Here is a 23,022-nt window from a genome sequence, read left to right as displayed (position 1 = left end):
GGCACTACCCACCAGGCGATCCCTCGGCACTGGCGAATGACTGCACCGGGTGGTGCGGCCGCGTTGGCAGGTCTTCGGACTCGTGGACACGAGGCCTTGCGAGCCTCACCTACTGGCGGCTGCTTCCCGGGCCTGGACCCAGTGCTCTTAGGTGCCGCTGTCGTTTCCACATACCGCTGCGGGGCAGTTCCGGATTCACGCCGGATTCCCTCTTGCGATCTCCGGGAGCACTTCCCTGGCGCTCTCGGAGAAACCAATGCGGGGCCAAAACTATCACTCGAACGCGCAGCCCAGCCGCGTCGACTAAGCTCAACTGGTCCTTCGACAGGACGGGAACCTGGTGTAATCCCAGGACGGTCGCGCCACTGTGAGAGTCAGACCCCGCCGTCGACAAGAACAGATCGGGACGCGGTATTCCGAAAAGGAGCAACATGGCACACACAACGTCCGCCAGCCATCCGGTTGCGGTGTCGATTCCCCAGGCCGCGCTGTGGTTGAGCGTGACCACCCTCCTGGGTCTGCTCGCCTATTACTTCATCGGCATCGACCAGGGTGCGGTGTCGATCTTCGGCAGCGATATGCACGTTCACGAGTTCGTGCATGACGCCCGCCACCTGCTCGGCTTCCCCTGCCACTAGCAGCGGGCCGAATACATGGAAAAGTCAATAATTCTGCGCGGCTTAGGTTTCGGCGCACTGGGTGGCCTGCTGTCCTTCATCTTCGGATGGATCTTTGTGGAGCCCGTCATCAACAGGGCGATCGCCTATGAGGAGGGCAGAGGCGAGGCGCAGGGCGTGCTCGATGAGGCCGCCGGTATCCACGCCCATCACGAGGGCGCGGAGCTGTTCAGCCGCTTCGCACAGGCCAATGCGGGCCTGGCGCTCGGTGTCATCGGATTCGGAATCGCGATGGGCGCGCTGTTCGCGGTGGCGTACGTGGTGGCGATCGGACGGGTCGGCAATCTGAGCCCGCGCACGCAGGCTCTCGCCGTCGCGGGCGGGCTGTTTCTGGTGCTGTATGTGGTGCCGTTCCTGAAGTTCCCGGCCAACCCGCCTGCGGCCAGCGCAGAGGGCACCATCAAGGAGCGCACCGGGTACTTCGTGCTGATGATCCTCGTCGCCGCGATCGCGTTGGCGGTGGCGCTGTGGGCGGGTCGAAAGCTCTCCGAGCGCGTCGATACCTGGACGGCCACTCTTGTTGCCGCTGCGGTGTTCATCGTGCTGGTCGGGCTCGTCATGGCTGTGACGCCGGGATTTGTCGAAGCGCCGCAACCGCTGCTCGATGCCGACGGGAAGATCGTCTATCCGGGTTTCCCGGCGCACGATCTGTATCTGTTCCGGCTGTACTCGTTCACAACGCAGGCGATTATGTGGGCGACGATCGGTCTCGGGTTCGCGACGGTTATCGGGCGTAAGCCCGTCAATGCCGAGACATCCGTTACCGGCTAGCTAGAGAGCCACGGTGGCCGCGCGGGTGCTCATCGGGGTGTGACGGTCTTCGCGCGGGCGCTCATCCCAGCTTCTTGAAGACGCCCTTGGCCAGGCCGATGACCCATCCGGCCGCGCCGGGGCCGAACGCGCGGTCCCAATTCAGCTGGAAACTCACCACATACGGCTGGCGGTTGCGATCCTCGGCGTACCAGCTGAATGTGAGGTCGCCGGGCAGGTTGCCACCTTTGGCGCCGATGTAGCGCCAGTTCTCGCTGTGCAGATCGATACCGGGTTCTGCTGACAGGATGCCGCGAATCGGAGCCGCCGGGCCGACGGCGACCTTCTGTAGTGCCGCGTGGACCCGGCAGATGTCTTCGGCGCTGCCGTACCACTCGATGCCGAATTTCGATGCGGGCGTGGTCGTCCGGTCCGGATCCAGCTTGTAGTCGTGGGTGTCGGCTTCGGCGAGCATCTGCCCGCGCTGGGCCGGTGTGGTGGCGTCCTTCCATTGCTGGCGGACATCGGGTATTCCCCACCCAATGTTGAACAGCTCATGCATGGTGGGGAAGGGGGTCATCGATGCCGGGTCATGATGCCCGCCGTCGGCAAGGGCCTTTTCTATCGCCTGCCGACCGAGGCGGTTGATCAGCATGTCCGTGCCCATGTTGTCGCTGACCGAGATCATCTTCTGGGCGGCGGTGCGCACCGACACCGTGGAGCCGGTGGGGAGCTTGTCCATCGAACTTCCGAGCGCCTTGCCGCGATCGGTGACGGTGAGTTGGTCGTCCCAGGTGAGGGTGCCCGCATTGATGGCGGTACCGGTGGCCAACAGCACGTAGAGCTTGAAAACCGAAGCCAGCGGCATGGATTCGGAGGTATTGGTTCCGGCGACCTGCTCGCATTGACCGTTGACGATCTTGGACGCCCGGTAGGAGTACCGGCCGCCCGATGCCGACAGCACGGCGTCGACGTCGGACCAGTCGGCGATGGTCGGGGGCTGCTGATACGGAACCAGCCTGTCGACATCCCCCTTGGTGTTGGTGCGCAGCCCGATATCGACATTGGCGCCATAGGGTGCGATCAGGTGGACGGTGGAGCTATTGGCAGCCAGATCCACGGAGCTCACCTTGTATGGGCGATCGACCCACAGTTTGGTCATGATCTCGGTGTAGTCGTCGACCTTGTTGGCGGCGGCGAGCGTCGCCACGCCCTGCTTGCCGATCGGCCAGTTGGAGTTCAACATGTCGATCAGCTGTTGTGAGCGCAGGCCCGGGGGCGTGCTCGTATCCACGTCGCCATGCGGCACCTGTCGCAGCTTGATGCCACACCCCGCTGTGCTGCCCACCGATAAGGCCACCACTGCCACCGTGCATACCGAAACGGCGCGCGTCATGCGCGCGCGCAGCAAACTCCTACTCACGCCTTGGCGGCGGCCCCGGTCACGTCGAGCACAACCTCGAACTCCAGCAGGTGGGCACCCTTAGCCACGGGCTTGGCCTGCTGGCCGGCATGTGCTTCGACCGCCGGACCGGTGGCCCAGGCCTGGAAGGCCTCTTCGGACTCCCACTGGGTGACCACGAAGTAGCGGTCTTCTCCCTTGACGGGGCGCAGCAGCTGAAAGCCCAGGAATCCTGGCTGGTTCTCGACTGCTCCGGCGCGGTGAGCGAACCGCTTCTCCAGCTCCGGACCTGCACCCTCGGGGATCTCGATTGCGTTGATCTTCACCACGGACATGGGTTCAGGCTACCGTGCGGGCTCCCGCATGATTCGGGGCGATGATTGGGGCGATGATGACAGACATGGACCCAGACCGTCTGTTCGATCAAGGCGGTCTGCCGGAAGACTCGGGGGCGCCGTCCATCGTCCTTGTGCACGGTCTGATGGGCCGTGGAAACACGTGGTCACGGCAGTTGCCATGGCTGCGGGAGCTGGGCCGGGTGTACACCTATGACGCGCCGTGGCATCGCGGACATGACGTCGTTGATTCCCAACCGATTTCGACAGAGCGTTATGTCGAGGCCCTCGCGAATGCGGTGGGTGCCCTTGGCGGTCCGGCCGTCCTCGTTGGTCACTCCATGGGTGGACTGCATTCGTGGTGTCTGGCGGCGGAGCATCCGGAGCTGGTGTCGGCCCTGGTGGTGGAGGACATGGCCCCCGATTTCGTCGGCGGCACCACGGGCCCCTGGGAACCCTGGCTGTATTCCTGGCCAGAAGTCTTCACGTCTGCCGCCGACGTCACCAGTAGGTTCGGAGCTGTTGCGGGACAGTACTTTCTGGAAGCGTTTGACCGAGTACCCGAGGGCTGGCGATTGCATGGCCCGATCGACAAGTGGATATCCACCGCCGCGGAATGGGGCGTCCGTGAATTCTGGGACCAGTGGCGGGGAGTGCGTTGTCCATCGTTGTTGCTGGAGGCGTCAGTCACGGTGGCGCCGACCGGGCAGATGCGCCAGATGGCTGAAACAGGTTGGAAGACAACTTATTTGAAGATTGAAGGAGCGGGGCACCTGATACACGACGACGCTCCCGAACGGTACCGGTCCGCGCTCACGGAATTCATCGCCGCGCATCGAGTCCGGTAGTCCGCTAGCGCCGAGAGTGGATTACTTCCATTTCGTGCAGCTGCCGTTGTAGGTCGCGGTCATCGGCGAAGGTTCCGCCGAGGGGCGCTGCGACCCGGAACTGATCGAGGTGGATGCGAAAGGTCTTGTTTCGGCGGGCGATCCAGCTCAGTGCGACCGCCAGGGCGAACGGGGATATAAGGACGAGGATGGCGGCGAAGATGGTCATGGCAATAATTGTGTGCTGGTAAATATCACGCCAACAGTGGCGGTATTGACGATCTTCGATAATATTCAGCCATGTTGCGTTCGGTGGCGGCCCTGGTCCTCGATCAGGTTGCCGTTTTCGAGTTCGGGGTGATCTGCGAGGTCTTTGGCATTGACCGCGCCCGAGACGGCGTTCCGAACTTCGATTTCCGCGTCTGCGGGGTAGAGGCCGGTGTTCCACTGCGCACCACGGTGGGGGCGTCGATCATCCCGGATCGCGGACTCGAGGGGCTCGCCGACGCCGATCTGGTGGCGGTTCCTGCCCGCCCCTTTACTCATGGCTATCCGCCGGAGGCTCTGGAAGCACTGCGTGCGGCGGCAGACCGCGGAGCCACCGTGCTTACCGTCTGTTCGGGTGTCTTCATCGCGGGAGCGGCGGGGCTGCTGGACGGACGCCGCTGCACCACGCACTGGATGTACACCGACGAGTTGGCCCGCCGGTATCCGACGGCGACCGTCGATCGCGATGTGCTGTTCGTCGACGACGGCGACCTCATCACCAGCGCGGGGACGGCCGCCGGCATCGATGCCTGCCTGCATCTGGTGCGGCGTGAGTTGGGTAGCGAAATCACCAACAAGATCGCGCGACGCATGGTGGTGCCGCCACAGCGTGCGGGCGGTCAACGTCAATTCATCCCACAGCCAGTGCCCGATGTGGATACCAACGGCTTTGGCGGGCTTTTCGATTGGTTGATCGAAAACATCGACCAGACGCATACGGTGGCCGATCTTGCTGCACGCGTGCACATGTCGACCCGCACATTCGCCCGTAAGTTCACCGATCAGACCGGTGTGACGCCGATGCGCTGGATCATCGACCAGCGGGTGCTGCTCGCCCGGCGATTGCTCGAAGAGACGGATCTGGATATCGATACCGTCGCGGCGCACAGCGGTTTTGGTACCGCGATCCTGCTGCGTCATCACTTCCGCCGTGGCGTCGGCATCACACCCACCGATTACCGCAAGACCTTCGCGGTGGCTGTCGGCTAGCCGCCCTCGCCAGCCAGCGCGAAGCGCCCATCCGCGGTCTGCTCCACCAATCCATCGACCAACAGTGAATCCAACGCGCGGTCGCGCTGGGCGATGTCGGAAAGCCACACCACGTCGAGCTGTGCCCGCGTTACCGGAATGCTGCTGCCGCGCAACACATCCAACAGTCGCCCACGTACCTGACGATCGGTGCCGGCATACTTCTGCACCGCCCGCACCGGTGTGTCCAATTCGGGGTGTCCCGCCTCGTGCCACCCGCAAGAACTGAGCGGACACAGCGGGCACTGCGGTGCGCGGGCGGTGCACACTAGGGCGCCCAACTCCATCAGCGCCGCTGAGAACCGTGCCCCGTTGTCGACGGGCAGTAGCGCCTCGGCGTCCCGCAAGTCCCGCGCCGAGGGTGCCGAGTCCGCGACACCGTGCACCACTCGCGCGATCACCCGGCGAACATTGGTGTCCACCACGGGAACCCGCTGCCCGTACCCGAAGCAGGCAATGGCGCGCGCCGTGTACGCACCCACGCCAGGAAGCGTGAGCAGTGTCTCCACATCGTCGGGCACCTGATCGCCATGGTCACGGGCCAGCACGGTCGCGCACTCATGCAGCCGCATGGCGCGGCGCGGATAACCGAGCTTTCCCCATGCCCGTAACACCTCTGCCACAGACGTTTTCGCCATCGCTGAGGGCACCGGCCAACGTGCCACCCATTCCCGCCACACCGGCTCTACCCGGGACACCGGGGTCTGCTGGAGCATCACCTCGCTGATGAGGATGTGCCACGGTGTCGCCCCGGGGTGACGCCACGGTAGGTCACGCTCGGCGACATCAAACCAGTCCAAAAGTTCGTCAGGGCACAATGACGGGTATGACAGCTGATCCGAGGTCCGCCTGGAAGGCACTCAAAGAGGGTAACCAGCGTTTTGTCGGCGGTTATCCGCAGCACCCGAGCCAGAGCGTCGCGCGTCGTACCGAGCTGGCTAATGGCCAGAACCCCCATGTGCTGCTGTTCGGCTGCTCGGATAGCCGGGTGGCCGCGGAGATCATTTTCGATCAGGGCCTGGGCGACATGTTCATCGTGCGCACCGCGGGGCAGGTGATCGACTCGGCAGTGCTGGGTTCGATCGAATATGCGGTGGCGGTGTTGGGTGTGCCGCTGATCGCGATCTTGGGGCATGACTCCTGCGGCGCGGTGGGTGCCACGGTGCAGGCTCTGGACACCGGTGAGGTACCGGGCGGGTACATCCGGGATCTGGTGGTGCGGGTGATGCCCTCGATCCTGGGCGGCCGCAAGGACGGGCTGACCCGGATCGATGAGTTCGAGGCCCGCCACGTCGAGGAGACCGGCATCAAGCTGCTGCAGCGCTCGCAAGTGGTGGCCGATGCGGTCAAGGCCAAGAAGCTCGCGCTGGTGTATCTGACCTACAAACTCGCCGACGGGCGCGTCGTTTTGCACGGACACGTCGGCGACATCGGCCAGTAACAAGCTCTAAGCCCCAGGTCAAAGCCTGTTCGGCAAACGTCACATGGCATCTTGCTGTCTGTGATGGGAGAATTAGAACGAATGCAGATTTCTCTGGGGGAGGGATGGGTAGTTCGGTGTGTACGTTGCTGCCACATCGGGGTAGTAACCGATGAGCCGCGACACTGGTCGCAGTCGGCCAAAGCACGCACTACCTAAGTCGAATAACCGCTGGTTGGTAAGCAAAACCGCGGCCGGTCGGGTCATCTTCGCACTGCTGGCCTGCGGCAGCCTGGTGGTAACCGGCGCCGGTTGGCAGGTGTTCTACAAGGCGTTCAGCCACGTCCCCACCTCGGGGGCGGAGGCCGAAGGTGGCAAATCGAGCGACGGCTCCATGAACATGCTGCTGATCGGTCTCGACTCGCGGAAGGATCAGGACGGCAACGACCTGCCGAAAGCGGTCCTGAACCAGCTGCACGCCGGTGATTCGGATGCGGGCGGCTACAACACCAACACCCTGATCCTCGTGCACGTCGGCGCCGACAACAAGGTCACCGCGTTCTCGATCCCCCGTGACGATTGGGTCCCGGCCGACGGCATACCGGGCTACAAGCACATCAAGATCAAGGAAGCCTATGGCCTGACCAAGGCCAACGAGGCGGACAAGCTCGTCAACGAGGGCATCACCGATCAGGCGACACTGGAGCAGCAGAGCCGTGAGGCGGGCCGCCGAGCCACCCTCAATGCCGTACACCGTCTGACCGGTCAGCCCATCGACTACTTCGCCGAGGTCAATCTGGTCGGCTTCTACGACTTGGCCTCCGAGCTTGGTGGGGTCACCGTGTGCCTGAACAATGCCGTCTACGACAGCTACTCGGGCGCCAACTTCCAGGCGGGAGAACAAACCCTCAACGCCTCACAGGCATTGGCGTTCGTGCGTCAGCGCCACGGGCTCGAGAACGGCGACCTCGATCGCACCCACCGTCAGCAGGCCTTCCTGATCTCGGTGATGCAGCAGCTGCGTAATGCCGGCACCCTGACCGACATCACCAAACTCACCGGACTGATGAACGTCGTCCACAAGGATGTCGTGCTGTCAAAAGGCTGGACCGAGAAGCAGTTCCAGCGCATCGGGCAGATCGCGGACGGCAACGTGAATTTCCAGACGTTGCCCGTGGTGCGATACGACACCATCAACGGTGCGGACGTCAACATTGTTGACCCGGTCGCGATCCGGGCCAAGGTTGCTGCGGCCTTCACGGGTTCGGATTCTGCGCCCGCGTCGACCCCGGCGACGCCCACCAGCACCGTCGATGTCGTGAACGCCACCTCCACCTCCGGTCTGGCGTCGACGATTTCGTCGGCGCTCGTCAGTCGCGGCTACACCAAGGGCGACGTGCGGGATCCGGAAAGCGGCGAATCGACCACTACCACCATCGATTACGGCGCAGGCGCCGATGCCGATGCCAAGGCGATGTCCACCATGTTGGGTATCGATGCGAAGCCCAGTGTGGATCCGACGTTGGCGCCCGGACGAATTCGCGTCATGTTGGGCGTCGGGTACTCCGCGCCATCCGATGTATTGAGCGCTGAAGACAGTGGCACCGCGAGCTCGATGTCCAGCTACTCGAGTTCGGAGTCCTCGAGTGATTACGCGCCGCCGGACTCGGGTAAGCCGGTGGTCGGCAGCAGCAGTGGCGTTCCCTGCGTGAACTGACGTGGGATGGCTGTAGATAGCCCCAAACGGGGCCCAAATAGCACTGTGAAGTCTGCGTAGCTCGCCGACACGCCGAGCGAGGTCGGCCATCCCGTAGTGACCTGCGCTTACCGTTGAATCGTGATTGACATGCACCCCTCAGGCCCGCTGCCTTCAGAGATCTACTGGCGGCGCCGCGCCCTCGCGATCGGCGTGGCGGTGGTCGTGGTTGCCATCGTCGCCGCGGTGATCTTTGCGCTGGTAGGTGGCAGTGCAGGAGCCGATACCAAGGCCGCGGATCAGCCCGCCGAAGCGGCGGCCCCCGCCGGTCAGCCGGTCATCCTGCCGCCGAACGAGATCAAAAAGCCGTCCGACAAGCCCGCGGATGCCCCGGTCCATGACGGACCGCCCATTGCCAAGCCCGAGCTGGTGCCGCCGGTGGCGCTGAACCCCGGTGATGACTGCCCCGACGCGACGCTTGCGGTGAAGGCCTCCAGTGATAAGCCCAGTTATCTTGCCGGTGAGCAGCCCAAGTTCACCATGGTGGTCACCAACATCGGCCTGGTGCAGTGCAAGCGGGATGTGGGCGCAGCCGTGCTGGCCGCGTCGGTGTTCAGCGTCGACAACAAGCGGATCTGGGCCAACTTGGACTGCGCTCCGTCGCAGGAGAACTCCATCAAGACCTTCAACCCGGGTGAGCAGGTGACCACCGAGGTCACCTGGACCGGAATGGGCTCCGCGCCGAACTGCCCGCTGCCGCGTCCGGCCATCGGTCCGGGAACCTACTCGCTGGTGGTGCAGCTCGGAGATCTGCGCAGCGCGCCAGTGCCTTTCATCATCGGTGAGAAGCCCGCCGACGCACCTCCGGCGGCGGGGCCACCGGCCTAGCCGGTCTGCTCGGTAAGAGTCGATTCGGCGAGTCGGGACAGACCCTCCCTGATGTGCCGGGCCCACATGGCCCCGATGCCTTCCACCGACTGCAGGTCTGTCGCGCTGGCGGCCAGGAGCCCCTGTAGGGATCCGAAGGCTCTGACCAGCCTGTCGATATGTGCGAACTGCAGCCGTGGGATGTGCGTCATGACCCGGTAGCCGCGCGAGCTCATCGCGGTGTCCTGGGCTTCGACAGTGGAGGGGTATCCGAATGTCCGGGACAGCACCGTCAGATCCAGCAGATCGGTGTCCGAGAGGGCGTCCAGATCCTCAAGAGTTGAGGCGATCTGCGCTTGCGTCGGTGGCTCGGGGTTGGCGTGATAGTCCCGGACCAGCAGCTCGCGTTCGGTGTCGTTATCGCCGACTAGCTCGCCGATCTGCAGTTTGAGCTGCCGTCCGTCGGTACCCAGCTCGATGACGTCGAGCTCGATGTCCTGACTGATCCGGCGCACCAGCTCCAGGCGCTGCGCCACCGTCATGACATCGCGCAGGGTGACGAAGTCCTCGATCTCCGCGGTGGACAGCGACGAGGTCACCTCGTCCAGGCGCGTTTTGTAGCGCTCCAGGGTGGACACCGCTTGGTTGACTCGCGACATGACTGTCGCCGAATCCATGACCACGTGCCGGATACCGGCGGTGTACACGCTCACGATGTTCATCGAATGACTCACGGACACAACGGGGTAATCCGTCTGAATGGCGGTGCGCTCCGCGGAGCGGTGCCGGGTGCCGGACTCGTCGGTCGGAATGGACGGGTCGGGCACCAGTTGCACATTGGCGCGCACGATGCGCGATCCGTCCGTGTCCAGCACCACGGCGCCATCCATCTTGGACAGCTCGCGAAGGCGGGTGGGTGCGAAGGCGACGTCAAGGGAGAAGCCGCCGTCGCAGATGCTCTCGACCTTGTCGTCGTAGCCGAGAACGATCAGTGCCCCGGTGCGACCACGAAGAATGCGTTCCAGCCCGTCGCGCAGGGGTGTGCCCGGCGCCAACCGGGCCAGGGTCTCCCGCATCCTTGCGTTGGCTTCCGCGTTGTCCATCGCGCCCCTCCCTCTCCAGGCTCGGTTCGCCGCAGTTAGATTACGTGGTCATGTCGACGTGGACGTTGCCCGAGGGGCTAGAGGCGGTTAGTCGCGGCCCAGAAGCACCCGCTCCCGGTGCGGTGCTGAACCCGGGTTGGCCCCGCAGGTTTAGCCACCCGGGGCCCGAGGAGGACCTGTGGGGGACACGGTTCTACGCCGGCGAGGGTGCCAGCGTCACGGGACAGTTCGAGGTGCTTCCCGAGCTGGAGGGTGGACCCGGCGTCATCCATGGCGGCGTCATGGCGGCGATTTTCGATGAGCTACAGGGTGTTTTGGGCATCGTGACGCAGTTGATCGCTGTCACAGCGCATTTGGAGATCGACTATCGCAGGCCGATTCCCGTTGGGTCGACGGTGGACTTGTCCTCCGCTGTGGAGGGCCGAGCAGGACGCAAGCTGTACACAACGGCGAGTGCGCGCATCGACGGTGATGTGGTGGCCAGTTCGCAGGGCATCTTCGTGATCATCGACCCGGACGCGCACTACGGAGAGGGCGCCTCACGCGCGCTGGGTATCAGTCCGTAGCACCGTCGGCGCGGCTCCGCGCCAGGCGCAGGCTCGGGCGCTTCTCCGGTTCTATTCGGCGGGCCTCCGAAAGTACCTCGAGGGCCCTGCTCACCGTGGGGCAACGCAGCAGATGCATTCCGGCAGGATGCAGGTCATCGCCCTCGGGGGGAATCACCGCGTGCGTGTATCCGAGGCGTGCCGCCTCGGCGATGCGCCGACCCACGGCGGCGGTGCGCCGGATATCGCCCGCCAGTCCGACCTCGCCGATGAACACCATGTTGGCTGGTAGGGCAATGTCGGTGTACGCAGAGGCCACTGCCATCAAGATGGCCAAATCCGCCGCAGGGTCGGTCATACGCATCCCACCCACCGTTGCCATGTAAATGTCATTGTTGCCCAAGGGAATTCGGCCGTGACGCTCGAGTACGGCGGTGACCATCGCCGACCGTGCGTGATCGAGTCCGCTGACCGCGCGCCGCGGCGAGGGGTTGGTCGATGTGGTGACGAGAGACTGCACCTCGCCGAGTAGCGGGCGCTTGCCGTCGAGGGTGACGGTCACCGCGGTGCCCGCCGCGGCGTTCTCACGATGCTCCAGGAACAATCCGGATGGGTCGGTGACACACTCGATTCCCTTGTCGCGCAGCTCAAAACATCCAACCTCGTCGGCGGCGCCGAATCGGTTCTTAATCCCGCGCACCATCCGCAGCGCCGAGTGTTTGTCGCCTTCGAAATGCAACACCACATCGACCAGGTGTTCCAGGGAGCGCGGGCCCGCGATGGCGCCATCCTTGGTGACGTGACCCACCAGCACCATCGCCACACCTGACGACTTTGCGGCCATGGTTAGTGCCGTGGTCACCGCGCGCACCTGCGTAACGCCACCGGTCACGCCGTCGGCATCGGTGGTCGACATGGTCTGCACCGAATCAATCACTGCCAGAGTGGGTTTGACGGCATCGATGTGGCCCAACACGCTGTGCAGATCGGATTCGGCCGCCAGGTATACCTCGTCGTGTACGCAGCCGGTGCGTTCGGCCCGTAGCCGGACCTGAGCCGCCGACTCCTCGCCGCTGATGTACAGGGCTCGTCCACCGGAGACCGCCCACTGGTGGACAACCTTCAGCAGCAGTGTCGATTTCCCCACTCCGGGCTCGCCGGCCAGCAGATTCACCGAGCCGGTGATGACGCCGCCGCCGAGCACTCTGTCGAGTTCGGAGACACCGGTGGGCCGATGTTGGGTGTCATCGGTCGCAATGCTGGTGATCGGTACCGCCGCGGTCGCCGGGGCCACCGCGCGTACGGCGCCCAGCCCCCCGATCGAGGACAGTACGGCGGTCTCACTGACGCTGCCCCACGTTCCGCAGTCGGGGCAGCGGCCCACCCATTTGGCGGTGGTGTGCTGGCATTCCGAACAGCGATACTGCGCGCGGGGTTTGGCCACACCGCGACGTTAGCCTCCGGGTACGACAAGACCGGGCCAGCACAGCCCAAGCGTGGCTAACGGTTGTGTTTGTCGCAATCGGGCTCGGTAGATGTCCGTACGGTCCGTGTCGGTCACGCTTCGGGCTTGGGGGCTGGTCGAGCATTCGGGCCAGGTATGTTCCCTGCTGTTGCCGTGATTGGCGTGCAACTGTGCACTTTCTCTTAGAACTCCGAACGAATTGTTCGCGGAACCGCATCGCTCGGAAAGTGCAGTGAAGAACTGTATAAATAGTCCCTTGAACTGCGTCAATATGTCGACGTTGCGAGCGTCGCAGTGGAATAACTTGCGACCGAAGATGTCCTGCCATACTGTAGTTGGTGTACAACTGTTAACCGAAATGGAGCCGAGTATGTCTCTCAAACTTCAGGCTTGGACTTCTTCTCGGCTTGCACGTCGGGTGCTGACCTCTTCGTTCGTCAAGGCGGCTGCAACTCCGCACGGTGTGGACCGCTACTTCGAAATGGTCGACCCGCTGTGGTCCACGACTGAGACCCGCGCCGAGGTAACCGACGTCGTCCGGAAGACCAAGGACAGCGTCACCCTGACGTTGCGTCCCAATGCCAATTGGAAGGGCTTCCGGGCCGGACAGTTCGTCAAGCTCTCGGTTGAGATCGACGGCGTCCGCCGCACTCGTTGCTACTCGCCGGCGAACTCGCAGTTCCGCCGCGACGGCCAGATCGAGCTCACCGTCAAAGTAGACCCGAACGGCCTTGTTTCGCCCTGGCTGCTGGCCAACGCCAAGCCCGGCTTGGTCGTACAGATCTCGGCTGCGCAAGGCGAGTTCTGCCTGCCGCTGCCGCATCCGCGAAGCATCCTGCTCATCAGCGGTGGTTCGGGAATCACGCCGGTGATGTCGATGCTGCGCACACTCACCGATAAGGCGTACATCGGGAAGATCACCTTCCTGCACTACGCGTTCACCAAGGACGACGTGATCTACCAGGCTGAAATCGATGAGATCAAGGCCAAGTACGAAGGCGTCAGGATCGTCCGTGCGTATACCGAAGCATCGGACGGAGACCTTGAGGGCTACTTCTGCAAGGAGCACCTGCTCGCCGCTGACCGCCACTACGCAGAAGCCGAAACATACCTGTGCGGGCCGATGCCGCTCATGAACGCGGTCCGTGAGATCTTCGATGCCGAGGGTCTCGCGCACAAGCTCCACCTCGAGCAGTTCGCCGCTCCGATTCGGACCGTCGGCACCGACGATGCCGAAGGTGACCTCACCTTCTCCGAGTCGAACCTGGCTATCGCCAACAACGGCCAGACGATCCTCGAGCAAGCTGAGGCCGCAGGCCTGACTCCGGAGTACGGCTGCCGCATCGGCATCTGCTTCACGTGTGTTCGCAAGAAGGACAGCGGAACGACGCAGAACGTTCTCAACGGCGACCTCTGCAGCGACCCTGACACCAACGTCAAGCTCTGCATCAACAAACCCGTTGGCGATGTCGTCATCGCCCTCTGATCAACGCCGAGTCAGCCTCTATCAACGCCCTGAAGGAGACCCGAAATGACTACTTTCGCACCTGCCAGCAAGCAGAAGAACCAGAAGAAGCCGACCACGTACGCACCCCCGGCGAGGCCGAATGACCTCAAGAAACTGCCTTCCGAGCAGATCGAAGAGTTCGGCAAGGAAATGGACGCCCTGCGTGCCCGCATCGTCGCCGACCTCGGTGAAAAGGATGCCAACTACATCCGCGACATCGTGAGCAAGCAGAAGAAGCTCGAAGTCGCCGGCCGCGCGCTGTTGTGGGCTGGCTGGTTCCCCCCGGCCTGGCTGGCCGGCGTTGCTGCGCTGTCGTTGTCGAAGATCATCGACAACATGGAGATCGGGCACAACGTCATGCATGGCCAGTACGACTGGATGCAGGACCCGGCTCTTACGTCGAAGAACTTCGACTGGGACAACACCATCCACGCCGACAGCTGGCTGTACACGCACAACTACGTGCACCACACCTTCACCAACATCGTCGGCAAAGACCACGACGCCGAGGGTTACGGCGTCATGCGCATGACCGAGGAGCAGCCGTGGCACCCGATCTGGCTACTCAACCCCGTCTTCTGCGCCACCCTGCAGATCTTCTTCCAGTGGGGGACCGCGCTTCAGGAGCTCGAGTCGGAGAAGTTCTTCAAGGGTGAGAAGTCGTGGTCCGACATGAAGGACGGGCTTGCCAGGTTCCGCGCGAAGGCCGGCAAGCAGGCGCTCAAGGACTACGTCATCTTCCCGCTGCTCTCGGGTCCGGGCGCGCCGTTTACCTTCCTCGGAAACATGGCGGCCAACCTGGTCCGCAACCTGTGGGCATCGTCGGTGATCTGGTGCGGTCACTTCCCTGAAGAGGTTCAGACGTTCTCGATCGAAGAGACCGAGGACGAGAGCCATGCTGCTTGGTACTACCGCCAGATCCTCGGCTCGGCCAACTTCACCGGTTGGAAGGGCATCGACATCCTGTCGGGCAACCTGAGCTATCAGATCGAGCACCATCTGTTCCCCGACCTCCCCGCGTACCGCTATGCGGAGATTGCAGTGGAGGTCCGCGCGATGTGCGAGAAGTACGGCATCGCCTACCACGAGGCTTCGATGGCGAAGCAGCTGGGAAGCGTCTACAAGAAGGTGTTCAAGCTTTCGTTCCCGGACAACTTCTTCCAGAAGTCGCCGATTGCAACGGTTGCAGACATCATCGCGTTCCCAGTGCGGATGGTGAGGCGCCGATTCCAGGCGCGCTAGTCAGGGGGCAGCGGGACGATGCGGTCCTGACAGTTCACGGTCTTCTCGCCGTCATTGGACAGGACGGTCTGCCCGTCCACCAGAATCCGGCAATGGATGTGGCCCGTGCCCCAGATGGCCGTCACCTGCTTGACGGTGTCCTTGTACGGCCAGGCCACGGTGACCGACCATGGCAACTTGACGCCGTTGACGGCCTGCGGCAGTCCGGAGTAGTCGCCGTAGCTGATGGTGCCGGCCTCCGGTGTCTTGCCGGCAGCCCACACCAGATAGGTCACCTTGGGGGGTGCGGCCTGCGCCGTCCCCGGAAGAACCAGACCAATAACCGCAGTCGCTGCAGTTGCCGCTGCCCACGTTCGCTTCACGGTGTCCTCCCGGTTCTGGCTTTGGGCCGGAAGCTATCACGGCGAAGACGGCCCGATGGGCCGAATCGTCACACCGCCGGCGTTACTGAGCGCGACTGCATGGGTCGCCATCCACCTTGGTCAAGATGCCGACAATGGAGCCGGAATTGCCGCGCATGCAGTGCTCGCGGGGTAGGCCGTCGGTGGCGTAGCTGCAGGTGGCTAGCTCCACTCTGTCGTCTTCGTCGACCACCTGGCCGTCGATGAGGATCTGACAGAAGATCCGGGGGCCATCGCCGGTGTTGTATCCAGTGACATTGATGAGGGGGTGCTTGGTGTCGTCGGTCCACGTGACGTCCTTCCCCCACGGCAACTGCGGATTCATCGCGCCGTGCCGGGACCCGTCTGCCTCGTTGTAGCCGATGGTTGCCGCGACGAGCGGGCCGTACTCCGCCCACACCCTGTAGGTGACCGTTTTGGGTGCCGCGTGCGCGGCAGGCGCGGTCAGTACCGAGCCCATCATGGCCACTACCGCCGTGCAGGTGACGAGCCGTTTCATGGGCGCAAGCTAGCACGAAAAAAGCGAGGGCCCGAGACGGCCGATCGCCGTTCCGGGCCCTCGCTAGGCGACTGTGTTAGTGTCCGCCGCCCTCATGTCCGCCCTCATTGGCGGTGTGCTGGCGAGGTGCACTGGGTCCGGCATCGATGGGCACCGCGACGGTGACCTCTCCGGCCTTCTCGAACGTGAAGGTGAATCGGTAGGTGAGGCCGTCGGCCAGGTCCTTCGTCAGCTGCAGCTGCGCCTTGCCGTGCTTGATGGTCGGATCAGACGAGGCCAGTGGCTTGGATTCCGGCGCCTTGACCTCTGTGGTCGTGGCTCCGGGCTCAGCGGACGGGGCTGCGCCGTGCTCACCGCTGCTGGCCTCCGGGCCTGCGGCCTCGGCAGCGGGCTCCTGGCCTTCGGCGGCTCCGACGAACAGGCGGCCGGTGGCCGGAATGTCGCTGTCGCCGCTCAGTGTCACCTTGCCGATGTCGTCGGGAGAGGAAACAGAGGTGAGCTTGTCGTTGACATCAGCGGATTCATTCGTGATGACCAGAACCAGCTCGGCCTTCTGTCCCGCACGCTGCTTCACCGGGTCCGGGCTCCCGACGAGGTGGACATTGCGCAATGCGAGCTTGCCGAGGTTGGCACTGCCGCCGTTGATTGCCGATGACTGGTTTGCTGTCTGCGAGATCTGCCCAGCACCGCAGCCGGCGAGGGCGGTCGCGAGAACCGCGGCGCCGAGAAGTGTCATCACGCGAGCGGTGCTGCGCTGGGACCGAGTGCGAAACACAGGCATCTCCCTGATTCGATAGCGGCTCCGGACAGTCCGAAATCCACCTGCGGCCGATATGTCCTATAGACAGTAGTAGGTGCCGCGCGAGGACGAAAACAGCGGGGCACTCGCGATGAGCCGCGTGCACGAGGACGGTGCAGATCCGTCCGGATCTGGTGTTCGAGTCCAGCTTCAGGGAATCGATGTGACCTGGATTACCGCTTGTGGGGGCTGGTTTATGGGCCCGTCAGCGGGGTTGCGGAGGGGCGCTGGATGCACGAAATCGTCACCCTGTCAACCCCGAGGGTTCATCTGCAGTGCCCCTGACCTGCGCTGTTGGTGGGCGTGCCGAGATACGCCGTGATAGAATTGGGTATCGAAAGGGGCACGAAACAAGATGATATTTAAGGTCGGAGACACCGTTGTCTATCCACATCACGGTGCAGCACTGATCGAAGCGATCGAGACCCGGACGATTAAGGGCGAGCAGAAAGAGTATCTCGTCCTCAAGGTTTCCCAGGGTGATCTGACGGTCCGCGTGCCCGCCGACAACGCCGAATACGTCGGTGTCCGCGACGTGGTGGGACGCGAGGGTCTGGACACGGTCTTCCAGGTGCTGCGTGCACCGCATACCGAAGAGCCGACCAACTGGTCCCGTCGATTCAAGGCCAACCAGGAGAAGCTGGCTTCCGGTGACGTGAAGAAGGTCGCCGAGGTTGTTCGCGACTTGTGGCGTCGTGAGCAGGAGCGCGGCCTGTCCGCAGGCGAGAAGCGGATGCTGGCCAAGGCCCGCCAGATTCTCGTGGGCGAGCTGGCGCTGGCGGAGAACACCAACGCCGCCAAGGCCGACACCATCCTCGACGAGGTGCTCGCAGCTGCCTCGTAGGACAGCGGCGATAGTCCCGGCCGCCGGTCTCGGTGTGCGGCTGGGTGCGGATGTTCCGAAAGCCTTCGTTGCCGTCGGCGGCCGGACAATGCTCGAACGTTCTGTCGATGGTTTGTTGTCTTCAGGTGCCATCGACGAGGTAGTAGTCGTCGTCGGCGCCGATCAGCTCGATAAGGCCGCGGCGCTGGTAGGCCCGTCGGCCAGGATTGTGCAGGGCGGTGCCGAGCGCACCGATTCCGTACGTGCCGGGTTGGCCGCCGTGGCTGGTGCCGACTGGATTCTTGTTCACGATGCGGCCCGTCCGTTGACCCCTCCGGACATGATCGCCCGCATCGTGGCGGAACTGCGTGAAGGCCGCTGCGCGGTCATCCCAGCGATATCGGTCTCGGACACCATCAAGTCGGTCGATTCGTCCGGTGATGTGAGCGGCACACCCGACCGGGCATGCTTGCGTGCGGTGCAGACCCCGCAGGGGTTTGCGGCCAACGTGCTCAGGCGCGCGTATGCGGCCGCAGGCGATATCGCCACCGATGACGCCGCGCTCGTCGAACAGATCGGTGAGCGCGTTCATGTGGTGGAGGGCGACCGGCTGGCCTTCAAGATCACCACAGCGCTGGACATGATGCTGGCCGAGGCAATCCTGAGCAGAGAGGTAGCCCAATGACCGCATTGCCCCGGGTAGGCATCGGCACCGATGTGCACCCGATAGAGGAGGGCAAGCAATGCTGGCTACTCGGGCTGCTCTTCGCGGATGCCGACGGTTGTGAGGGACATTCAGACGGTGACGTTGCCGCACACGCCCTGTGTGACGCCCTGCTCTCAGCGGCAGGACTCGGGGATGTGGGCGCGGTATTCGGTACCGGTCAGCCCGAATGGTCGGGAGTCAGCGGCGCGACGATGCTGACTCACGTACGGGAGCTGCTGCACAACAGCGGTTTCCGGATCGGCAATGCCGCGGTTCAGGTGATTGGGAATCGGCCGAAGATCGGACCGCGCCGGGTGGAGGCCCAGGAGCTGCTGTCCGGCCTTCTGGGGGCACCGGTCTCGGTGTCCGCGACCACAACCGACGGGTTGGGGCTGACTGGACGCGGCGAAGGCTTGGCCGCGGTGGCAACGGCGCTCGTCACAGCGCTGTAAGCTCGCTGGTCGTGACCGGTCACGCTCCGCTTCGGCTGTACGACACCCGCGTGGGTGCCGTGCGTGACTTCGTGCCTCTGCATCCCGGGTCCGTCTCCATCTACCTGTGCGGCGCAACGGTGCAGGGTCTGCCCCATATCGGGCATGTGCGCAGCGGTGTCGCCTTCGATGTGCTGCGCCGCTGGCTCGCCGCCCGCGCCTATGACGTCCTGTTCGTCCGCAATGTCACCGATATCGACGACAAGATCCTCAATAAGGCGGCCGATGCGGGGCGGCCGTGGTGGGAGTGGGCGGCAACGTATGAGCGCGCCTTCGACGAGGCGTACGACGCCCTCGGAGTGCTGCCGCCCTCGGTATCGCCGCGCGCGACGGGGCACATCACCCAGATGATCGAGCTGATCGAGCGGCTCATTGATACCGGGCATGCCTACGCCAGCGGTGGCGACGTCTACTTCGATGTGCTGAGTTACCCGGAGTACGGGCAACTGTCCGGGCACAAGATTGACGATGTGCACCAGGGCGAGGGTGTTGCGACCGGAAAACGCGATCCGCGCGACTTCACCCTGTGGAAGGGCGCCAAGCCCGGTGAACCGTCGTGGCCGACCCCCTGGGGCCCCGGCCGCCCGGGCTGGCATACCGAGTGTGTGGCGATGTGCGAGTCATATCTGGGGCCGGAGTTCGACATTCACGCGGGCGGGATGGATTTGATCTTCCCGCACCACGAGAATGAGATCGCGCAGAGCCGCGCCGCTGGCGACGGATTCGCCCGATACTGGCTGCACAACGGCTGGGTCACCATGGGCGGCGAGAAAATGAGCAAGTCCTTGGGCAATGTGCTGTCCATTCCCGCTGTGCTGCAACGTGTTCGGGCTGTCGAGTTGCGCTACTACCTGGGCAGTGCGCACTACCGCTCCATGCTCGAGTACTCCGAGACCGCACTCGCTGACGCGGTAAAGGCCTACTGCGGCATCGAAGATTTCCTGCATCGGGTGCGGGTCCGGGTGGGCGAGGTGCCAGTGGGTACCTGGACTCCTGCCTTCGCGGCAGCCCTGGACGACGACCTGTCGGTGCCGATCGCGCTTGCCGAGGTGCATTCCGCGCGCGCCGACGGGAACCGGGCGTTGGATGCCGGCGACCACGAGGGCGCGCTATCGTCGGCGGCAAGTGTCCGCGCCATGATGTCGATCCTTGGCTGCGACCCGCTCGATGAGCGCTGGGAGACGCGCGATGAGACCTCCGCCGCATTGAACGCCGTCGACGTGCTGGTCACCGCAGAGCTGGAGCGGCGGGGAAAAGCTCGGGCAGAGAAGGATTGGGCGCTCGCAGACGAGATCCGGGATCGGCTCAAGCGCGCGGGCCTGGAGATAACCGACACCGCAGACGGCCCGCAGTGGTCCCTTACGAGTAGCGACGAAGAGTAGCAATGGCAGGAAATTCTCAGCGCCGTGGCGCAGTACGTAAGCCCGGTACCAAGAAGGGGCCCACCGTCGGTTCTGGCGGTGTGCGCCGGCGCGGACTGGAGGGCAAGGGCGCCACCCCGCCGGCCGAACAACGGACGAAGCATCCGGCCGCCAAACGCGCCGCTGTCCAGCGGAAGGTCAGCGACGCCAAGCAGCGTCGGCTCAAACAGGGCGACGAGTCCGAGATGGTGCTGGGCCGTAATCCGGTGCTCGAATGCCTGCGCACTGGTGTGCCGGCAACCGCGCTGTACGTGGCCGTCGGCGCCGATAACGACGAGCGGCTGACCGAATCGGTGTCGCTGGCCGCCGACGCCGGGATCGCGATCCTGGAGGTGCCACGACCCGACTTGGATCGCATGAGCACCAACGGATTGCACCAGGGGCTCGCGCTGCAGGTGCCGCCGTACCGCTACGCGCACCCCGACGACCTGTTGGCTCGTGCCCGCGCGGAGGCGCAGCCCGCGTTGTTGGTGGCGCTTGACAACATCTCGGACCCGCGCAACCTGGGTGCCATCGTGCGCTCCGTGGCTGCCTTCGGCGGGCACGGCGTGGTCATTCCACAGCGGCGCAGCGCGTCGGTGACCGCCGTCGCCTGGCGTACCAGTGCGGGTGCGGCAGCGCGCCTCCCGGTCGCTCGTGCGACGAATCTCACCCGGACACTGAAGGATTGGCAAGATAAGGGCCTCACCATCGTCGGGCTTGATGCTGGCGGCGATACCGAGCTCGACGATCTCGACGGTGTTGGCGATATCGCTGTTGTCGTCGGGTCGGAGGGCAAGGGGCTGTCTCAGCTGGTCCGCAAGACCTGCGATGCCGTGGTGTCGATCCCCATGGCGGGGCCCGTCGAATCGTTGAACGCCTCGGTGGCCGCGGGCGTGGTACTCGCGGAGATCGCGCGTCAGCGTCGCTGATTCCCGGCGCGATAAGCCAACCGTGTACGCAAGATGGCTGTTTGGTGTACGCGAGTGCCTTCTCGGCGAGAGTGACATAACCTCATCGCCATGAAGCGCTTGGCCGCCATTCTCGCCGTCACCCTGGCGTTGGCATCCTGCGGGGAAAAGGACAGGGCGTCCTTTGATCTGCAGGCGCACCGGGGTGGACGTGGAGAAACCACCGAAGAATCGTTGCGCGCCTTCGCGAAAGCCCTTGAACTTGGGGTGAGCACCCTCGAGCTCGACATCGTCATATCCAAGGACCGCAAACCCATGGTCTGGCACGATCCGATGATCGATTCCGCGAAGTGCTCCGATACGGCCCCGGTGATACCCGGCGACCCGCAGTTCCCCTACGTGGGAAAGCTCGTGAAAGACCTGACTTCCGATCAGCTGCGCACACTGGACTGCGGCAAGCTGCTCAAGGATTTTCCGCAGGCAGAGGTGGTCAAGAACGACAGGATCGCCTTGTTGCCAGAGGTTTTCGCCCTCGCAGATTCCTATCACGCCGATGTGCGGTACAACGTCGAGACCAAGGTGGAGGCCGCGGAACCACAGAAATCCGTGGAGCCGCAGGTGTTCGTCGACGTCATCCTCGACGCGATCCGCGCGGCGGGCAAAGTCGGCAAAGTGGAGATTCAGAGCTTCGATTGGCGCACGCTCCCGATGACCAAGCGAGCCGAACCGGGCATCCCGCTCGTCGCACTCTGGGATGAGACCACGTGGTACCCAGGCTCACCCTGGCTCGGTGGGGTGGACCCCGCCGTCGTCAAGGACCCGATTGACGGGGCCAGGCAGATTGGTGCCACGATCCTGTCGCCCGGATACACGGCGCCCTATGGAGGCAAGGCGGGTGACCCGGGTTTCGCGTTGGTCGCCGACAAGAAGTTTGTCGAGAAGGCGCACAGTTTGGGGCTCAAGGTCATTCCCTGGACCATCAACGATGCCGAGACCATGAAGGCGCAAATTGACGCCGGCGCGGACGGGATCATCAGCGATTACCCGACGGTCTTGCGGAGGGTCGTGGCCGAGAAGGGTCTGCCGCTGCCACCGGCCTATCACCGCTAGGCGCATTGCCATCGGCCCTACACGAACGAGGCCAGCTCGATTCCGTTGGCGGTCAGCGCCGCGCGGACAGCTCGCGCGATCGTCACCGCATCCGGTGAATCGCCGTGCACACATATCGATTCGGCTGTGTGGCTGAGTGCGGGGATCCGTACGGCGACCGCGGCGGGATCGTGCAACACCGCACCCGGCTCGCCGCGCGGCACCAGAGTGCCATCGTCACGGTAGGCGCGGTCGGCGAAGGCCTCGGTCACTACGCGCAGCCCCAATGCGCGTGCGCGGTCCCGGAATACACCATGCGGCAGCGTCAACACGGGGAGATCGGCACTGACATCCCGCACCGCACGCGCTACCGCGTCCGCCTGCGCCTCGTGGTGGATGATCGCGTTGTACAGCGCGCCATGCGGTTTCACATAGGTCACCGACGATCCCGCGGTTCGGGCCAACGCGTCCAGTGCGCCGATCTGATACACCACGTCGGCATACAGGTCGTCGGCAGCGATATCGATGAATCGGCGACCAAATCCGGCGAGGTCGCGGTAGCCCACTTGTGCGCCGATCCGGATCCCGCGTGCCGCAGCGGCGCGACACGTGCGAAGCAATGTCGCAGGATCGCCCGCGTGGAAACCGCAGGCGAGGTTGGCGCTGGTGACCACGTCCAGCATCGCCTCGTCATCGCCGAGGCGCCAGGCCCCGAAACCTTCACCGAGGTCAGCATTCAGGTCGATGCGGTCCATCGTGCGAGCCTAGCTC

Annotated in this window: 26 protein-coding genes and 1 riboswitch; of the genes, 16 read left to right on the top strand and 10 right to left on the bottom strand. The window is 64.2% G+C overall.

Translation table 11 applies throughout. The annotated features are described in order from the left end of the window. Positions 1-48: 48 nt before the first annotated feature. A riboswitch (cobalamin riboswitch) is annotated at positions 49-273 on the bottom strand. Between the two features lie 158 nt (positions 274-431). Both B4400_RS10265 and B4400_RS10260 read left to right on the top strand, forming a co-directional pair. Further along, positions 432-638, top strand: coding sequence for a CbtB domain-containing protein (locus B4400_RS10265; RefSeq protein ID WP_078292593.1), 207 nt, complete (start codon positions 432-434; stop codon positions 636-638). Between the two features lie 15 nt (positions 639-653). Further along, entirely contained in the window at positions 654-1,448 is a 795-nt protein-coding gene (locus tag B4400_RS10260) for a CbtA family protein (RefSeq protein WP_078311504.1), read from the top strand. A gap of 61 nt (positions 1,449-1,509) precedes the next feature. Here the strand turns inward: B4400_RS10260 and B4400_RS10255 are convergent, their stop codons facing one another. Then, positions 1,510-2,823 (bottom strand): serine hydrolase, encoded by a 1,314-nt coding sequence (locus B4400_RS10255; protein ID WP_078311503.1) that lies wholly within the window; start codon positions 2,821-2,823, stop codon positions 1,510-1,512. Positions 2,824-2,846: 23 nt separating this feature from the next. Then, positions 2,847-3,164 (bottom strand): mycobilin-forming heme oxygenase MhuD, encoded by a 318-nt coding sequence (gene mhuD, locus B4400_RS10250; RefSeq protein WP_046252406.1) that lies wholly within the window; start codon positions 3,162-3,164, stop codon positions 2,847-2,849. 65 nt (positions 3,165-3,229) lie between these two features. Between mhuD and B4400_RS10245 the strand changes: the two genes are divergently transcribed. Then, positions 3,230-4,012 carry an alpha/beta fold hydrolase gene (locus tag B4400_RS10245; RefSeq protein WP_078311652.1) on the top strand — a complete coding sequence of 261 codons (783 nt, stop codon included), beginning with the start codon at positions 3,230-3,232 and terminating at the stop codon, positions 4,010-4,012. 4 nt (positions 4,013-4,016) lie between these two features. Here B4400_RS10245 and B4400_RS10240 read toward each other — a convergent pair whose 3' ends face one another. Continuing rightward, positions 4,017-4,220: a hypothetical protein gene (locus tag B4400_RS10240; RefSeq protein ID WP_078292596.1), complete on the bottom strand. Its 204-nt coding sequence runs from the start codon at positions 4,218-4,220 to the stop codon at positions 4,017-4,019. 71 nt (positions 4,221-4,291) lie between these two features. Between B4400_RS10240 and B4400_RS10235 the strand changes: the two genes are divergently transcribed. Then, positions 4,292-5,248, top strand: a complete 957-nt coding sequence (locus B4400_RS10235; protein ID WP_078292597.1) for a helix-turn-helix domain-containing protein — start codon at positions 4,292-4,294, stop codon at positions 5,246-5,248. Here B4400_RS10235 and B4400_RS10230 read toward each other — a convergent pair. Beyond that, the gene (locus B4400_RS10230; protein WP_139360357.1) at positions 5,245-6,087 is read right to left on the bottom strand and encodes an HhH-GPD family protein; all 843 of its coding nucleotides are present in this window, start codon (positions 6,085-6,087) and stop codon (positions 5,245-5,247) included. The two genes, B4400_RS10235 and B4400_RS10230, sit on opposite strands and share 4 nt — an antisense overlap. A gap of 26 nt (positions 6,088-6,113) precedes the next feature. Between B4400_RS10230 and B4400_RS10225 the strand changes: the two genes are divergently transcribed. The 3 genes from B4400_RS10225 to B4400_RS10215 all read left to right on the top strand — a co-directional run bounded on the left by B4400_RS10225 (position 6,114) and on the right by B4400_RS10215 (position 9,291). Further along, positions 6,114-6,728, top strand: a complete 615-nt coding sequence (locus B4400_RS10225; protein WP_078311651.1) for a carbonic anhydrase — start codon at positions 6,114-6,116, stop codon at positions 6,726-6,728. 151 nt (positions 6,729-6,879) lie between these two features. Next, positions 6,880-8,424 carry an LCP family protein gene (locus B4400_RS10220; protein ID WP_078311502.1) on the top strand — a complete coding sequence of 515 codons (1,545 nt, stop codon included), beginning with the start codon at positions 6,880-6,882 and terminating at the stop codon, positions 8,422-8,424. 123 nt (positions 8,425-8,547) lie between these two features. After that, entirely contained in the window at positions 8,548-9,291 is a 744-nt protein-coding gene (locus B4400_RS10215; RefSeq protein WP_078311649.1) for a hypothetical protein, read from the top strand. Here the strand turns inward: B4400_RS10215 and disA are convergent. Then, positions 9,288-10,373 (bottom strand): DNA integrity scanning diadenylate cyclase DisA, encoded by a 1,086-nt coding sequence (gene disA / locus B4400_RS10210; RefSeq protein ID WP_078300464.1) that lies wholly within the window; start codon positions 10,371-10,373, stop codon positions 9,288-9,290. The genes B4400_RS10215 and disA overlap by 4 nt on opposite strands. A gap of 50 nt (positions 10,374-10,423) precedes the next feature. Between disA and B4400_RS10205 the strand changes: the two genes are divergently transcribed. Then, complete coding sequence (locus B4400_RS10205) at positions 10,424-10,939, top strand: PaaI family thioesterase (RefSeq protein ID WP_139360348.1); 516 nt, start codon at positions 10,424-10,426, stop codon at positions 10,937-10,939. Here the strand turns inward: B4400_RS10205 and radA are convergent. Beyond that, entirely contained in the window at positions 10,929-12,362 is a 1,434-nt protein-coding gene (gene radA, locus B4400_RS10200) for a DNA repair protein RadA (RefSeq protein ID WP_078311501.1), read from the bottom strand. The genes B4400_RS10205 and radA overlap by 11 nt on opposite strands. A gap of 391 nt (positions 12,363-12,753) precedes the next feature. Here radA and B4400_RS10195 point away from each other — a divergent pair, with 391 nt between their 5' ends. Both B4400_RS10195 and B4400_RS10190 read left to right on the top strand, forming a co-directional pair. After that, a complete protein-coding gene (locus B4400_RS10195; RefSeq protein ID WP_078311500.1) occupies positions 12,754-13,869 on the top strand; it encodes a ferredoxin reductase in 1,116 nt (371 codons plus the stop codon). Positions 13,870-14,040: 171 nt separating this feature from the next. Then, positions 14,041-15,132, top strand: coding sequence for a fatty acid desaturase family protein (locus B4400_RS10190; RefSeq protein ID WP_286142229.1), 1,092 nt, complete (start codon positions 14,041-14,043; stop codon positions 15,130-15,132). Here the strand turns inward: B4400_RS10190 and B4400_RS10185 are convergent. The 3 genes from B4400_RS10185 to B4400_RS10175 form a co-directional block, all read right to left on the bottom strand. Next, positions 15,129-15,494 carry an MmpS family transport accessory protein gene (locus tag B4400_RS10185; RefSeq protein ID WP_078311498.1) on the bottom strand — a complete coding sequence of 122 codons (366 nt, stop codon included), beginning with the start codon at positions 15,492-15,494 and terminating at the stop codon, positions 15,129-15,131. The genes B4400_RS10190 and B4400_RS10185 overlap by 4 nt on opposite strands. Positions 15,495-15,576: 82 nt before the next feature. Then, on the bottom strand, positions 15,577-16,032 hold the full coding sequence (locus B4400_RS10180; protein ID WP_078311497.1) for an MmpS family transport accessory protein: 456 nt from the start codon (positions 16,030-16,032) through the stop codon (positions 15,577-15,579). Between the two features lie 76 nt (positions 16,033-16,108). Beyond that, positions 16,109-16,807, bottom strand: coding sequence for a copper chaperone PCu(A)C domain-containing protein (locus tag B4400_RS10175; RefSeq protein WP_078311647.1), 699 nt, complete (start codon positions 16,805-16,807; stop codon positions 16,109-16,111). A 379-nt stretch (positions 16,808-17,186) separates the two neighbouring features. On the opposite strand from B4400_RS10175, the gene B4400_RS10170 reads away from it, so the two are divergent. The 6 genes from B4400_RS10170 to B4400_RS10145 all read left to right on the top strand — a co-directional run bounded on the left by B4400_RS10170 (position 17,187) and on the right by B4400_RS10145 (position 22,272). Continuing rightward, positions 17,187-17,675: a CarD family transcriptional regulator gene (locus B4400_RS10170; protein ID WP_078292605.1), complete on the top strand. Its 489-nt coding sequence runs from the start codon at positions 17,187-17,189 to the stop codon at positions 17,673-17,675. Beyond that, the gene (ispD, locus tag B4400_RS10165; protein WP_170914971.1) at positions 17,665-18,339 is read left to right on the top strand and encodes a 2-C-methyl-D-erythritol 4-phosphate cytidylyltransferase; all 675 of its coding nucleotides are present in this window, start codon (positions 17,665-17,667) and stop codon (positions 18,337-18,339) included. Before B4400_RS10170 ends, ispD begins: the two co-directional genes overlap by 11 nt. After that, a complete protein-coding gene (ispF, locus tag B4400_RS10160; RefSeq protein WP_078311496.1) occupies positions 18,336-18,812 on the top strand; it encodes a 2-C-methyl-D-erythritol 2,4-cyclodiphosphate synthase in 477 nt (158 codons plus the stop codon). Before ispD ends, ispF begins: the two co-directional genes overlap by 4 nt. An 11-nt stretch (positions 18,813-18,823) precedes the next feature. Then, the gene (cysS, locus tag B4400_RS10155; protein WP_078311495.1) at positions 18,824-20,233 is read left to right on the top strand and encodes a cysteine--tRNA ligase; all 1,410 of its coding nucleotides are present in this window, start codon (positions 18,824-18,826) and stop codon (positions 20,231-20,233) included. Positions 20,234-20,235: 2 nt separating this feature from the next. Continuing rightward, positions 20,236-21,183, top strand: a complete 948-nt coding sequence (gene rlmB, locus B4400_RS10150; RefSeq protein ID WP_078311494.1) for a 23S rRNA (guanosine(2251)-2'-O)-methyltransferase RlmB — start codon at positions 20,236-20,238, stop codon at positions 21,181-21,183. 90 nt (positions 21,184-21,273) lie between these two features. Beyond that, the gene (locus B4400_RS10145; RefSeq protein WP_078311493.1) at positions 21,274-22,272 is read left to right on the top strand and encodes a glycerophosphodiester phosphodiesterase family protein; all 999 of its coding nucleotides are present in this window, start codon (positions 21,274-21,276) and stop codon (positions 22,270-22,272) included. A gap of 17 nt (positions 22,273-22,289) precedes the next feature. Here the strand turns inward: B4400_RS10145 and B4400_RS10140 are convergent, their stop codons facing one another. Beyond that, positions 22,290-23,006, bottom strand: coding sequence for a LamB/YcsF family protein (locus B4400_RS10140; protein ID WP_078311492.1), 717 nt, complete (start codon positions 23,004-23,006; stop codon positions 22,290-22,292). Positions 23,007-23,022 lie beyond the last annotated feature (16 nt).

This window comes from Mycobacterium sp. D16Q13 (assembly GCF_002013375.1).
Taxonomy (GTDB): domain Bacteria; phylum Actinomycetota; class Actinomycetes; order Mycobacteriales; family Mycobacteriaceae; genus Mycobacterium.
The sequence above is the reverse complement of the archived record's forward strand: the minus strand, read 5'-3'. Positions and strand labels throughout refer to the sequence as shown.

Bases quoted from the DNA above. Each gene is read 5' to 3' on its own strand.
- B4400_RS10265 (WP_078292593.1), top strand. From the start codon at position 432: ATGGCACACACAACGTCCGCCAGCCATCCGGTTGCGGTGTCGATTCCC.
- B4400_RS10260 (WP_078311504.1), top strand. From the start codon at position 654: ATGGAAAAGTCAATAATTCTGCGCGGCTTAGGTTTCGGCGCACTGGGT.
- B4400_RS10255 (WP_078311503.1), bottom strand. From the start codon at position 2,823: ATGACGCGCGCCGTTTCGGTATGCACGGTGGCAGTGGTGGCCTTATCG.
- mhuD (WP_046252406.1), bottom strand. From the start codon at position 3,164: ATGTCCGTGGTGAAGATCAACGCAATCGAGATCCCCGAGGGTGCAGGT.
- B4400_RS10245 (WP_078311652.1), top strand. From the start codon at position 3,230: ATGGACCCAGACCGTCTGTTCGATCAAGGCGGTCTGCCGGAAGACTCG.
- B4400_RS10240 (WP_078292596.1), bottom strand. From the start codon at position 4,220: ATGACCATCTTCGCCGCCATCCTCGTCCTTATATCCCCGTTCGCCCTG.
- B4400_RS10235 (WP_078292597.1), top strand. From the start codon at position 4,292: ATGTTGCGTTCGGTGGCGGCCCTGGTCCTCGATCAGGTTGCCGTTTTC.
- B4400_RS10225 (WP_078311651.1), top strand. From the start codon at position 6,114: ATGACAGCTGATCCGAGGTCCGCCTGGAAGGCACTCAAAGAGGGTAAC.
- B4400_RS10220 (WP_078311502.1), top strand. From the start codon at position 6,880: ATGAGCCGCGACACTGGTCGCAGTCGGCCAAAGCACGCACTACCTAAG.
- disA (WP_078300464.1), bottom strand. From the start codon at position 10,373: ATGGACAACGCGGAAGCCAACGCAAGGATGCGGGAGACCCTGGCCCGG.
- B4400_RS10205 (WP_139360348.1), top strand. From the start codon at position 10,424: ATGTCGACGTGGACGTTGCCCGAGGGGCTAGAGGCGGTTAGTCGCGGC.
- B4400_RS10195 (WP_078311500.1), top strand. From the start codon at position 12,754: ATGTCTCTCAAACTTCAGGCTTGGACTTCTTCTCGGCTTGCACGTCGG.
- B4400_RS10190 (WP_286142229.1), top strand. From the start codon at position 14,041: ATGGACGCCCTGCGTGCCCGCATCGTCGCCGACCTCGGTGAAAAGGAT.
- B4400_RS10180 (WP_078311497.1), bottom strand. From the start codon at position 16,032: ATGAAACGGCTCGTCACCTGCACGGCGGTAGTGGCCATGATGGGCTCG.
- B4400_RS10170 (WP_078292605.1), top strand. From the start codon at position 17,187: ATGATATTTAAGGTCGGAGACACCGTTGTCTATCCACATCACGGTGCA.
- ispF (WP_078311496.1), top strand. From the start codon at position 18,336: ATGACCGCATTGCCCCGGGTAGGCATCGGCACCGATGTGCACCCGATA.
- rlmB (WP_078311494.1), top strand. From the start codon at position 20,236: ATGGCAGGAAATTCTCAGCGCCGTGGCGCAGTACGTAAGCCCGGTACC.
- B4400_RS10145 (WP_078311493.1), top strand. From the start codon at position 21,274: ATGAAGCGCTTGGCCGCCATTCTCGCCGTCACCCTGGCGTTGGCATCC.
- B4400_RS10140 (WP_078311492.1), bottom strand. From the start codon at position 23,006: ATGGACCGCATCGACCTGAATGCTGACCTCGGTGAAGGTTTCGGGGCC.